We start from the raw sequence: 11,585 nt of genomic DNA, 5'->3' as shown, positions 1-11,585 counted from the left end.
GACGGGCATTTCAGGGGAGGGGTGTTGCAGGGAATTTTATCTGTGCAAAACAAAACCCCCGGCCTGGGCCGGGGGTTCTGGTATCACTCGTCGAGGAAGGAGCGCAAATGCTCGCTTCGCGTCGGGTGGCGCAACTTGCGCAGTGCCTTGGCTTCGATCTGACGGATCCGCTCGCGGGTCACGTCAAACTGCTTACCGACTTCCTCAAGGGTGTGGTCGGTGTTCATGTCGATGCCGAAACGCATGCGCAGTACCTTGGCTTCACGGGCAGTGAGGCCGGACAGTACATCGCGAGTCGCTTCCTTCAGGCTCTCAACGGTGGCGACATCGATTGGCGACTGCATGGTCGAGTCTTCGATGAAGTCACCCAGATGGGAGTCTTCGTCATCACCAATCGGCGTTTCCATGGAGATCGGCTCTTTAGCGATCTTCAATACCTTGCGGATTTTATCCTCAGGCATTTCCATGCGTTCGCCCAGCTCTTCCGGGGTCGGTTCGCGACCCATTTCCTGCAACATCTGCCGGGAAATACGGTTGAGCTTGTTGATGGTCTCGATCATGTGCACCGGAATACGGATGGTGCGGGCCTGGTCGGCGATCGAGCGAGTGATCGCCTGACGGATCCACCAGGTGGCATAAGTCGAGAACTTGTAGCCGCGACGGTATTCGAACTTGTCTACCGCTTTCATCAAGCCGATGTTGCCTTCCTGGATCAGGTCCAGGAACTGCAGGCCACGGTTGGTGTACTTCTTGGCGATCGAGATCACCAGACGCAAGTTCGCTTCAACCATCTCTTTCTTCGCGCGGCGGGCCTTGGCCTCACCGATCGACATGCGACGGTTGATGTCCTTGATTTCAGCAATCGTCAGACCGGTTTCGGTCTCAAGCGCAGTCAGCTTCTGCTGGCAGCGGATGATATCGGGCTGCAGGCGGCCGATGGCTTCGGCGTATTTCGCCTTGCCCTTGGCCAGTGCGTCGGTCCAGCTTTCGTCAACTTCGTTGCCCGGGAACTGGCGCAGGAAGTCGGTACGCGGCATACGGGCATCACGCACGCACAGCTGCATGATCGCACGCTCTTGTGCACGCAGACGCTCAAGGGCGCTACGAACGCGCTCGACCAAACCTTCGAATTGCTTGGGCACCAGCTTGATCGGCATGAACAGCTCAGCCAGCGCCACCAGCTCGGCAATTGCCTGCTTGTTGGAGCGACCATGCTTCTTCAGGGCCTTGCGGGTGATTTCCATTTGATCGGAAACCGCACCGAAACGCTGGGCCGCGACGATTGGGTCCGGGCCGCTTTCGACTTCATCTTCGTCGTCGCTGCTGGCTTCGGCGTCGTCGTCTTCGGCGTCGTCATCCGCTTTCGCGGCTTTGGCGTCGACAGGCGGCGGTACTTCGGCGGCAGGCGGCGCAATGCCGTCGTCCGGGTCGATGTAACCGCTCAGGACGTCGGACAGGCGGCCACCTTCGGTGGTGACGCGGGTGTACTCGGAGAGAATGTGGTCAACCGTGCCTGGGAAGTGCGCAATAGCGCCCATCACTTCACGGATGCCCTCTTCGATACGCTTGGCGATTTCGATTTCGCCTTCGCGTGTCAGCAGCTCGACAGTACCCATTTCACGCATATACATGCGCACCGGGTCCGTCGTGCGGCCGATATCGGTCTCTACTGCAGCCAGCGCGGCAGCAGCTTCCTCAGCGGCGGCCTCGTCGGTATCAGCGTCGGCCAGCATAAGGGAATCCTTATCTGGCGCGACTTCGAATACGTTGATCCCCATGTCGTTAATCATGCGGATGATGTCTTCCACCTGCTCTGGATCTGAAATATCCTCAGGCAGGTGGTCGTTGACCTCCGCGTAAGTCAGGTAACCCTGCTCACGACCAAGTGTGATCAACTCTTTGATACGAGACTGCTGTTGCGCTTTTCCGGACATAACACCCTATCCACTGAAGGTCTTGGCGGGCAAAAAACAAGCCGAGGATTATACCCGAGCTATGACCTCACACGCCAGCTGAGGTCGGGTTTGATGCGTAAACATTCTGTTTTAAGAGGTCGCGCATCTGTTTTGCTATCTGAATCTGCTCTTCAGCCGACAATCCCGGCTGCCTTGCTCTCTTAATGAGCTCATCGAGGGTCTGAGTGTGTTGACCCGCAGATAACCTATTAATGGTGTCTAAAAACTGTTGTTCAAGGTTGTCGCCGTCAATTAGCCACTCCTTTTCCGCCAACGCTTTCAATAAACGGCCTTGTTCCGTGCCGTGCCAGCGAGCCATCAGCTGGATTGAGTTTAGCTTGGGATTTTTCTGCACCGCCTCGATCAGGGCAATCAGCACCTGGGCGTAGGTGTTGCTTTCGTTGGCAAAGTGGTCGGCGCTTTCAACCTTGCCGGCCAGTTGTGGGTGATGAATCAGCGTACGCAGCGCAATAAGCGTCGGGGCTTCCACTGCTACGGGTGTGCGTGGAGCGTAGGCTTCATCGCGATCACCGCGCTTGCCGTTTTTGCTCCAGGGTTTCTTGTCCCATTTTTTGCCGCCGGCCCCGGGCTTTTTCGGCGTCCACTCCTGTTGGGGGGCAAAGGCCTCCTGGGGTTGGTGAAAGTCGGCATAGTCCGGCATGGCGTCATAATCCATGCCTGGATCGTAGGCTGGCGGCGCATCTTGCGGTGCGCTATGCACCAGCTGGCTCACGGCTTCGCCACTCAAACCGGTAATTTCCAGCAGGCGCTGGCGCATCAGCGTGCGCAAATTGGCGCCTGGCACCTTGTCGATCAATGGCGCAGCGAGGGTGGCCATATGAGCCTTGCCTTCGAGCGAGCGCGGGTCGGCTTCTTCGGTCAATTGCTGGAAAAAATAATCCGCCAGCGGCTGCGCATGTTGATTGATGCGCGCACGGAACGCGTCGGTGCCCTCCGAACGGACCAGGGTGTCCGGGTCTTCGCCTTCGGGCAGGAACAGGAAACGTGCGCGGCGCCCGTCCTGCAGGCTTGACAGTGTGGCCTCAAGCGCACGCCAGGCGGCGTTGCGGCCGGCCTGGTCACCGTCAAAGCAGAACAGTACGCTGGGCACAACGCGGAACAGGCGCTTCAAATGCTCTTCGCTGGTGGCGGTGCCCAGGGTTGCCACGGCGTTGCGCAGACCTTGCTGGGCCAGGGCGATCACGTCCATATAGCCTTCAACCACGATGATTTCGTCGAGGTTGCGGTTGTTCTTGCGTGCTTCGAACAGTCCGTAGAGTTCCTGGCCCTTGTGGAACACCGGGGTTTCCGGGGAGTTCAGGTACTTGGGCTTGTCGTCCCCGAGTACGCGGCCACCGAAGGCGATGATGCGGCCACGGCTGTCGCGGATCGGAAACATCACGCGGTCGCGGAAACGGTCATAACGCTTGCCGGTCTCGGCGTTTTCTATCAACAGGCCGGCATCGATCATAGCCTTTTGCTGCAGGGTATCGCTGCTCAGGTGTTTGTACAGGTTGTCCCAGCCGGGCGGCGCGAAACCGAGGCCGAAGTCGCGGGCGATTTCACCGGTGAGGCCGCGGCCCTTGAGGTAGTCAACGGCGGCCTTGCGCTGCGGATGGCTTTTAAGCGCCTGGCGATAGAAGTCGGCGGCCGCGGTCAGCAGCGGATACAGCGGCGAATCGGTGGGTTGCCGAGGTTTGTGCGGGCGGCCACTTTCTTCCCGGGGGATTTCCATGCCCGCGGCTTTTGCCAGATCCTCGACGGCCTGGGGAAAGTCCAGGTTGTCGTGGTCCATCAGGAAGCCGAGGGCGTTGCCGCCAGCGCCGCAACCGAAGCAATAATAGAACTGCTTGTCGGGGCTGACACTGAATGACGGCGTTTTTTCTTTATGGAACGGGCAGCAGGCGGTGTAGTTTTTGCCGGCTTTTTTCAGCTGTACGCGTGAGCTGACAACATCGACGATGTCGGTGCGGTTCAGAAGGTCGTCAATAAAGCTCTGGGGAATCAGCCCGGCCATGGCGTTCTCGTCATCACTGCGTGTAAATGAGGGCCCGTGAAGTGTTCAAGCGCACGTATGGAGTGCTTGATCATCATCGTCTGCATGGGTCTTCAGGAAGTGTATCTGCCGAATATTCACTGAGGGTAGTTTCTGATCAGTGTTCGGCATGGAAATGTTGCCCGGGCGTCCGGTCTTGGCCAATGGTGGGCCTCGGAAACGCATCGATGGGCACAGCCGATACAGTTGATCGCCTGCTTGAAGAATAGGTGTGCTCGTCAGTAGCCTTGTTAGGCTCGTCAGAAGAGACGTGCACCGCTGGCAAAAGAGCCAGCCCTGACGTGTGAAGCAGTGTCTCGGTCGCATGTGCGGCGTCGACGGTGAAGCATCAAGCGATATCCGCAAATGCCAACAGCCCGGCTGAGGGCCGGGCTTGGCAGAAGCTTGCTACGAACGTCTGTGTATTAGTACAGACGAACGGCGCGGCGCTGTTCGCGCTGAACTTTCTTGGCGTGACGCTTAACAGCGGCTGCTGCTTTACGCTTACGCTCAGAAGTTGGCTTCTCATAAAATTCGCGGCTACGAACTTCAGCCAGAACACCGGCTTTTTCGCAGGAGCGCTTGAAACGACGCAGAGCTACGTCGAAGGGTTCGTTCTCTTTTACTTTGACGGCTGGCATCCAGAGCTACCTTCTTTCATTACCGGGAATCAACGTTCTCGTCGCAAAAAATTCGCGGCTGAGGTCGTCGGTTTTTAAGGGTTGCGGATGTTAACCCCTCATTGGCCGGAATGCAAAGCCTCTGATCGAAAACCGCTAGTCGGGAGGGGGAGTGGCGACTATTATGCGCGCCTTCGAATTCAGCCTCTACAAGGCGCAAACCCATGCTAGTACTGGGACTTGAAACCTCCTGCGACGAAACCGGAGTCGCACTATACGACAGTGAACGCGGGCTTTTGGCCGATGCACTGTTCAGTCAGATCGACCTGCACCGCGCCTATGGCGGCGTGGTTCCGGAGCTGGCCAGCCGTGATCACGTCAAACGCATGCTGCCGTTGATTCGCCAGGTGCTGGATGAGGCCGGCTGTGTACCGACCGAGATCGACGCCATCGCCTATACGGCAGGCCCCGGATTGGTCGGAGCCCTTCTGGTTGGGGCCTCTTGCGCCCAGGCGCTGGCCTTTGCCTGGGGTATTCCCGCCCTTGGCGTGCACCACATGGAAGGCCATTTGCTGGCGCCGATGTTGGAAAAAACACCTCCAGAGTTCCCGTTCGTCGCTTTGTTGGTGTCGGGTGGTCATACGCAGTTGGTTCAGGTCGATGGAATCGGCCAATACACGCTGTTGGGCGAGTCCCTGGATGATGCCGCCGGTGAAGCGTTCGACAAAACCGCGAAGATGATGGGGCTTAACTATCCCGGTGGGCCGGAAATCGCCCGTCTGGCCGAGAAAGGCGTCGCCGGGCGCTACGTTTTCCCGCGTCCGATGTGTGATCGGCCGGGGCTGATGTTCAGTTTCAGCGGTTTGAAAACGTCCGCGCTGAATACCTGGCAGCAGAGCGTCAGCGCCGGGGACGACGGTCAGCAAGCCCGTTGCGACATCGCACTGGCGTTCCAGCAGGCCGTGGTAGAGACTTTGACCATCAAGTGCAAGCGCGCCCTCAAGCAGGCAGGTATGAAGCGGCTGGTGATCGCAGGCGGCGTCAGCGCCAATAAGGCATTGCGCAGTTCGCTTGAAAAAATGCTCGGCGACATGCAAGGCCATGTGTTCTACGCCCGCCCGGAATTCTGCACTGACAACGGCGCGATGATTGCCTACGCCGGCTGCCAGCGCTTGCAGGCCGGGCAGCATGAAAGCCTGGCGATCAGCGTGCAGGCGCGCTGGCCGATGGAGCAGTTGCCGCCGCTGTAGGGCTTACGTGAACCGGTTTCGCCCGGCGTATTTAAAAATGCCGTTCGCGCCCGGCAAACAGGTCGCGTAGATTGCCGCGGTGGCGCCAGACGATCAGCAGCGTCAGCACGCTCATCGGCAGTAACGCCTGCGGTGCCTGCCAGGCCAACAGCGGCAGGGTAAGCGGCGTGGCAATCAGCGCGGCCAACGAGCTGGTACGGGTCAGGTAGAACGTCAGCAGCCAGGCGAGCATGGCCAGCAATGCTGCCGGTGGGTAAATGCCCAGCAGCATCCCGGCCGCGGTGGCGACACCCTTGCCACCGCGAAAGCGGAAGTACAATGGGAACAGGTGACCGAGGACGGCGCATATGCCCACCCAGGCCTGCTGTTGCAAGGTAAGGCCGGCGAGACTGGCGATCAGCACGGGCAGCAGGCCCTTGCAAACGTCGCCCAGCAGGGTCAGGACGGCAAGTTTCTTGCCGGCCAGACGCAACATATTGGTGGCGCCGGCATTGCCTGAGCCACTCATTCGCGGGTCGGGATTTCCCGTCAGGCGGCTGAGCAAAATGGCGAAGGACAGCGAGCCGAGCAGGTAGGCGAAAATCGCCAGTGACCAAAACATGCTAACTATTCCGGGCGAGGACGCCCTGATTCTAACGGGGCATCGCGCCCTTGTCGTGCTGCGGAGAAGAGTGCTTGGACAGAGTGTTTATCGAAGGCCTGGAAGTGGACACCGTGATCGGGGCCTACGACTGGGAGCGCGGCATCCGTCAATGCCTGCGCCTGGACCTGAGCTTTGCTTGGGATAATCGCCCGGCCGCCGCGGGTGATGACCTGACCCTGGCGCTCGACTACGCCAGTGTATCCGCGCGTATCCAGGCCTTTGCCGAGCAGTCCCGGTATCAGTTGGTGGAAACCTTTGCCGAGCGCCTGGCCGAAGTGCTGATGAGCGAATTCCAGATTCCCTGGTTGCACCTCAAGTTGACCAAGCCAGGCGCGGTGCCCGCTGCCAAGGGCGTGGGCGTGGAGATCGAGCGCGGATGTCGTTGACTCAGGTTTACCTCGGGCTTGGCAGCAACATCGAGCGCGAGAGCCGTCTATGTGCCGGCCTGGATGCGCTGGCAGGGTTCCTGACGCAGATGCGCTGCTCGGCGGTGTTCGAGAGCCAGCCGGTGGGTATCAAGAGCGGGCCGTTTTTCAACCTGGTGGTGTCGGCCTATACCGACCTGCCGTTGATGGAGCTGGACCGTCGACTCAAACTCATCGAGGCCGATAATGGCCGGTATGCACCTGGTCGCAAAGGGTTACCGCTGGATATCGATGTGCTGTTGTATGGCGACTTGGTGGGGGATTTTGATGGATTGATCCTGCCGCGAGCAGAAATTCTTAAAAACGCTTTTGTGTTGTGGCCGCTTTCGATGATGGCGCCGGACCGTGTTCACCCTGAGGTAGGCAAGACAATGGCCGAGCTGTGGCGCGATGCGCAGATCGACCAGGTGCTGGCGCCTGTCGGCTTTGAGTGGCAAGGCCAGCAACTTACACCGGACAATCTCCTGTAGGAGCCGAGCTTGCCACAAAGACCGTGACTACGGTGAAGGCTGTTCCTTGTAGGCTTTCAGCGCGTTCAGCCGTTCGCGCTTGAGCGCTTCTCCCAGCTCGGGGCCTTTGAAACCTTTTTCCAGCAGTGGTGCGACCGGTACTTCGCGTGCAGCCTTTGCCGCGCCGCGCAAATAATCCGCCTGTGGATAACTGCGCTGCTCAAGACCCTTGCGGCCCCGGGCATCCATTTCGCAGGCCATCACAAACTCTTCGAAGCGTTGCGGCCGGCGGTACACGTCAAAGCTTTGCAGCAACTCCAGCAAAGTCGAGGCTTTCAGCTCCAGCGCTCGATGCCCATGGGTATGATATTGCCCCACCAGCAAGGCCAATTCCTGGCAATCCCTAGGTACCTTGAAGCGTTCGTTCACCGCCTTGATCAGCTTCAAGCCACGGTGCTCATGGGCAATATGCTGCGGCAACTTATCCACAGGCGTCAGGCCCTTGCCCAAATCGTGCAGCAGGCAACCCCAGCGTACGGTCAGCGGCTGTTTGTGCAATGCAGCTTGTTCCAGCACGCTCAAGGTGTGTACGCCAGTATCTATTTCCGGGTGATGGGCTTCGGGTTGCGGTACGCCGAACAGGGCATCTACCTCCGGCATCAGGGTTTTCAGCGCATCGCAGTCGCGTAGCACCTGGATGAAAACCTGTGGCTGATCCTCCATCAGTGCGCGGGAGATTTCTTTCCAGCTGCGCTCGGGGGTAAGGGCCTCCAGTTCGCCGGACTCACTGAGCTGGCGCATCAATTCCAGCGTCTCGGGTGCGACCTTGAAACCCAGGTGTGCATAACGTGCGGCAAAGCGGGCGACGCGGAGTACTCGCAGGGGATCTTCGGCGAACGCGGGGGAAACATGACGCAAAATGCGCGCTTCAAGATCGCGTTGGCCGTGATAAGGGTCGGTCAGGGTGCCGTCATCGTCTTCTGCCATGGCATTGATGGTCAGGTCGCGACGAATCAGGTCTTCCTCCAGCGTGACATCGGGGCTCGCGTGAAACACAAAACCACCGTAGCCTCGGCCACTCTTGCGTTCGGTGCGGGCGAGGGCGTACTCATCGCCGTTTTTCGGGTCGAGAAATACCGGGAAATCGGCCCCTACGGGCTTATAGCCTTTGGCGAGCATCTCTTCGGTGGTTGCACCTACGACGACACGGTCGATATCGGTGACCTTGATGCCCAGCAGGCGATCACGCACCGCACCGCCGACTTTGTAGATTTTCATGAAAAAGCCTCCATTAGCGGCACAGGATAACGCCTGCGCCTGAGCAATGGAGGCTTTGCTGTTTCAGAGATGAACGACGGCCATGTCCAGGCGGCCGTAGTCGTTGTCGTTATGATCGCTGCGCGGTGGCACATGATGGGTTTTCATCACCTGATCGCCTTGCAGGGTCTCCAGGTGGATGTCAAACCCCCACAGTCGGTGCAGGTGCTTGAGTACTTCCTCGGTGGAATCGCCCAACGGCTTACGGTCGTGTTGCTGATGACGCAGGGTGAGCGAACGGTCGCCGCGCACATCGATGCTGTAGATCTGCACGTTGGGCTCGCGGTTGCCCAGGTTGTATTGGGCGGCCAGGGTTTCGCGAATGATGCGGTAGCCGGGTTCATCATGGATAGCCGGCACCACGAGGTCGTCTTTCAGGTCGTCATCCAGAATGCTGAACAGCTTGAGGTCACGAATCACCTGAGGTGACAGGTACTGCAGGATGAAACTCTCGTCCTTGAAGCTGCTCATGGCGAACTTGATGGTCGACAGCCAGTCGCTGCCAGCGATCTCCGGGAACCAGCGACGATCCTCCTCGGTGGGGTGTTCGCACATGCGACGGATATCGCGGTACATGGCAAAGCCCAGGGCATAGGGGTTGATGCCGTTGTAATACGGGCTGTCGAAGCCGGGTTGGAAGACTACGCTGGTGTGGGACGTGAGGAACTCCATCATGAAGCCGTCCGTGACCAGGCCCTCGTCGTACAGGTCGTTCATCAGCGTGTAGTGCCAGAATGTTGCCCAGCCTTCGTTCATCACCTGCGTTTGACGCTGGGGATAAAAATACTGGGCGATCTTGCGCACTATGCGCACAATCTCACGCTGCCAAGGCTCCAGCAGCGGGGCGTGTTTTTCCAGAAAATACAGGATGTTTTCCTGGGGTTCGGCGGGGAAGCGTGCATTGTCCTTGTCGTTGTTTTTGCCGGCGCGCTTGGGAATGGTGCGCCACAGGTCGTTGATCTGTTTCTGCAGGTGCTCCTCGCGTTCCTTCTGGCGCAGGCGCTCTTCCTCGGCTGAGATCGGATAGGGACGCTTGTAGCGGTCGACCCCGTAATTCATCAGTGCATGGCAGGAGTCCAACAGGTCTTCCACCGCATCAATGCCGTGTCGTTCTTCGCACTGCATGATGTACTGCTTGGCAAACACCAGGTAATCGATGATTGAGCTGGCGTCGGTCCAGGTTCGAAACAGGTAGTTGCCTTTGAAGAAACTGTTATGTCCATAGCAGGCATGAGCCACTACCAGCGCCTGCATGCAGATGGTGTTTTCTTCCATAAGATAGGCGATGCACGGGTCGGAGTTGATCACGATCTCATAGGCCAGGCCCATCTGGCCTCGCGTATAAGACTTCTCGGTGCTGAGGAAGTGTTTGCCATAGGACCAGTGGTGATAACCCAGCGGCATGCCCACCGAGGCATAGGCATCCATCATTTGCTCAGCGGTGATCACTTCAATCTGGTTGGGGTAAGTGTCCAGGGCATAACCTGCCGCGATACGGCTGATTTCCCGGTCATAGGCCTGGATCAGTTCAAAGGTCCACTCGGAGCCAGTGGATAGGGGTTGGCGCTTGTTCTCTTTTTTGGCGGTCATGTCACTAACCTGCGCTGGAAGAGTTCACGGAAGACCGGATAGATATCGCCGGCCGAGACCAGTTGCTGTTGGGCGAACGTGTCGGCAAAGGCTTCGCCGATGCGCTCGTATTCGAACCACAGGGCCTGATGCTCACGGGGGGTGATTTCAACATAGGTGTAGTACTGCACGAACGGCATGATCTGGTTGATCAGAATGTCGCGGCAGATCGGCGAATCGTCGTTCCAGTTGTCGCCATCCGAAGCTTGGGCGGCGTAGATGTTCCATTCGTTGGCAGGATAGCGCTCGGCCATGATTTCCTGCATGAGCTTCAGTGCACTGGAGACAATGGTGCCGCCGGTTTCCCGCGAATAAAAAAACTCTTCTTCATCCACTTCCCGTGCGCTGGTGTGATGGCGAATGAAAACTACGTCAATCTTGTCGTAGTTCCGTTTCAGGAACAGGTACAGCAGGATGAAGAAACGCTTGGCGATGTCCTTGGTGGCCTGGGTCATGGAGCCGGAGACATCCATCAGGCAGAACATTACGGCTTTGGAGCTGGGATTGGGTTGCTTGACCAGCAGGTTGTATTTCAAATCAAAGGTGTCGAGGAACGGCACGCGGTGAATGCGTGCGCTGAGTTTCTCGATTTCTACCTCGATTTCCTGGATATCGCCGAAGTTGTCTGGTTCTTCACGCTTCAAACGCGCCAGCTCTTCCTTGGCCGCCTTCAGTTTTGCGCGGCTGCTGCCCGAGAGGGCGATGCGTCGTGCATGGGCTGAACGCAAGGTGCGGATGATGTTGATGCGCGAGGGGTTGCCTTCGTTGCTGATCCCGGCGCGTACAGTCTTGAACGTGTCGGTGCCGGTCAGGTTGCGCTTGACCAGGTTGGGCAACTCCAGGTCTTCGAACATGAATTCGAGAAATTCCTCCTGGGTGATCTGGAACACGAATTCGTCCATGCCTTCGCCGGAATTACCGGCCTTGCCCGGACCTTTGCCGCCACCGCCGCCTTGTGGGCGCTGGATGTGTTCGCCGGTGGTGAATTCCTTGTTACCGGGGTGCACGACGGTCTGTTTGCCGCCGCGCCCGTGGTGAAGCACGGGCTCGTCGATGTCCCGGCCGGGAATGCTGATTTGCTCGCCATGCTCCATGTCGGTAATGGAGCGGCGGCTGACGGCTTCTTCTACGGCCTTTTTGATATGGTCACGGTAACGCCGCAGGAAACGCTGGCGGTTTACCGTGCTCTTGTTCTTGCCATTAAGGCGTCGGTCGATCACATAGCTCATGGGGAGCCCTCCGGGCAGCTTCACGTTACAAGC

Annotated in this window: 10 protein-coding genes; 3 read left to right on the top strand and 7 right to left on the bottom strand. The window is 58.5% G+C overall.

Going from position 1 to position 11,585, the window contains the following annotated elements; all coding sequences use genetic code 11:
- Window positions 1-83 precede the first annotated feature (83 nt).
- The 3 genes from rpoD to rpsU form a co-directional block, all read right to left on the bottom strand.
- Window positions 84-1,934 carry an RNA polymerase sigma factor RpoD gene (gene rpoD / locus PSEBG33_RS02625; RefSeq protein WP_005792068.1) on the bottom strand — a complete coding sequence of 617 codons (1,851 nt, stop codon included), beginning with the start codon at window positions 1,932-1,934 and terminating at the stop codon, window positions 84-86.
- A 67-nt stretch (window positions 1,935-2,001) separates the two neighbouring features.
- Window positions 2,002-3,972, bottom strand: a complete 1,971-nt coding sequence (dnaG, locus tag PSEBG33_RS02630) for a DNA primase (protein ID WP_005792066.1) — start codon at window positions 3,970-3,972, stop codon at window positions 2,002-2,004.
- 443 nt (window positions 3,973-4,415) lie between these two features.
- Complete coding sequence (rpsU, locus tag PSEBG33_RS29125) at window positions 4,416-4,631, bottom strand: 30S ribosomal protein S21 (protein WP_002551877.1); 216 nt, start codon at window positions 4,629-4,631, stop codon at window positions 4,416-4,418.
- A gap of 203 nt (window positions 4,632-4,834) precedes the next feature.
- On the opposite strand from rpsU, the gene tsaD reads away from it, so the two are divergent.
- A complete protein-coding gene (tsaD, locus tag PSEBG33_RS02635) occupies window positions 4,835-5,860 on the top strand; it encodes a tRNA (adenosine(37)-N6)-threonylcarbamoyltransferase complex transferase subunit TsaD (protein ID WP_005792063.1) in 1,026 nt (341 codons plus the stop codon).
- Window positions 5,861-5,891: 31 nt separating this feature from the next.
- Here the strand turns inward: tsaD and plsY are convergent, their stop codons facing one another.
- Complete coding sequence (plsY, locus tag PSEBG33_RS02640) at window positions 5,892-6,461, bottom strand: glycerol-3-phosphate 1-O-acyltransferase PlsY (RefSeq protein ID WP_005792062.1); 570 nt, start codon at window positions 6,459-6,461, stop codon at window positions 5,892-5,894.
- A 74-nt stretch (window positions 6,462-6,535) separates the two neighbouring features.
- On the opposite strand from plsY, the gene folB reads away from it, so the two are divergent.
- Both folB and folK read left to right on the top strand, forming a co-directional pair.
- A complete protein-coding gene (gene folB / locus PSEBG33_RS02645) occupies window positions 6,536-6,889 on the top strand; it encodes a dihydroneopterin aldolase (RefSeq protein WP_032803736.1) in 354 nt (117 codons plus the stop codon).
- Window positions 6,880-7,398 carry a 2-amino-4-hydroxy-6-hydroxymethyldihydropteridine diphosphokinase gene (folK, locus tag PSEBG33_RS02650; RefSeq protein ID WP_005792059.1) on the top strand — a complete coding sequence of 173 codons (519 nt, stop codon included), beginning with the start codon at window positions 6,880-6,882 and terminating at the stop codon, window positions 7,396-7,398. The genes folB and folK overlap by 10 nt, the downstream gene beginning before the upstream one ends.
- A gap of 27 nt (window positions 7,399-7,425) precedes the next feature.
- Here folK and PSEBG33_RS02655 read toward each other — a convergent pair whose 3' ends face one another.
- From PSEBG33_RS02655 to PSEBG33_RS02665, 3 genes are all read right to left on the bottom strand, one after another.
- Window positions 7,426-8,655: a multifunctional CCA addition/repair protein gene (locus PSEBG33_RS02655; RefSeq protein ID WP_005792057.1), complete on the bottom strand. Its 1,230-nt coding sequence runs from the start codon at window positions 8,653-8,655 to the stop codon at window positions 7,426-7,428.
- A 63-nt stretch (window positions 8,656-8,718) separates the two neighbouring features.
- Entirely contained in the window at window positions 8,719-10,284 is a 1,566-nt protein-coding gene (locus tag PSEBG33_RS02660; protein ID WP_005792056.1) for a SpoVR family protein, read from the bottom strand.
- Window positions 10,281-11,552 carry a YeaH/YhbH family protein gene (locus PSEBG33_RS02665; RefSeq protein ID WP_005792055.1) on the bottom strand — a complete coding sequence of 424 codons (1,272 nt, stop codon included), beginning with the start codon at window positions 11,550-11,552 and terminating at the stop codon, window positions 10,281-10,283. Before PSEBG33_RS02665 ends, PSEBG33_RS02660 begins: the two co-directional genes overlap by 4 nt.
- Window positions 11,553-11,585 lie beyond the last annotated feature (33 nt).

The sequence above is a fragment of the Pseudomonas synxantha BG33R genome (genome assembly GCF_000263715.2).
GTDB classification, from domain to species: Bacteria; Pseudomonadota; Gammaproteobacteria; order Pseudomonadales; family Pseudomonadaceae; genus Aquipseudomonas; species Aquipseudomonas synxantha_A.
Note: the sequence above shows the minus strand (reverse complement) of the source record. Positions and strands in the feature narration are given on the sequence as shown.

Coding starts and splice junctions, on each gene's coding strand:
- rpoD (WP_005792068.1), bottom strand. CDS start 1,934: ATGTCCGGAAAAGCGCAACAGCAGTCTCGTATCAAAGAGTTGATCACA.
- dnaG (WP_005792066.1), bottom strand. CDS start 3,972: ATGGCCGGGCTGATTCCCCAGAGCTTTATTGACGACCTTCTGAACCGC.
- rpsU (WP_002551877.1), bottom strand. CDS start 4,631: ATGCCAGCCGTCAAAGTAAAAGAGAACGAACCCTTCGACGTAGCTCTG.
- tsaD (WP_005792063.1), top strand. CDS start 4,835: ATGCTAGTACTGGGACTTGAAACCTCCTGCGACGAAACCGGAGTCGCA.
- plsY (WP_005792062.1), bottom strand. CDS start 6,461: ATGTTTTGGTCACTGGCGATTTTCGCCTACCTGCTCGGCTCGCTGTCC.
- folK (WP_005792059.1), top strand. CDS start 6,880: ATGTCGTTGACTCAGGTTTACCTCGGGCTTGGCAGCAACATCGAGCGC.
- PSEBG33_RS02655 (WP_005792057.1), bottom strand. CDS start 8,655: ATGAAAATCTACAAAGTCGGCGGTGCGGTGCGTGATCGCCTGCTGGGC.
- PSEBG33_RS02660 (WP_005792056.1), bottom strand. CDS start 10,284: ATGACCGCCAAAAAAGAGAACAAGCGCCAACCCCTATCCACTGGCTCC.
- PSEBG33_RS02665 (WP_005792055.1), bottom strand. CDS start 11,552: ATGAGCTATGTGATCGACCGACGCCTTAATGGCAAGAACAAGAGCACG.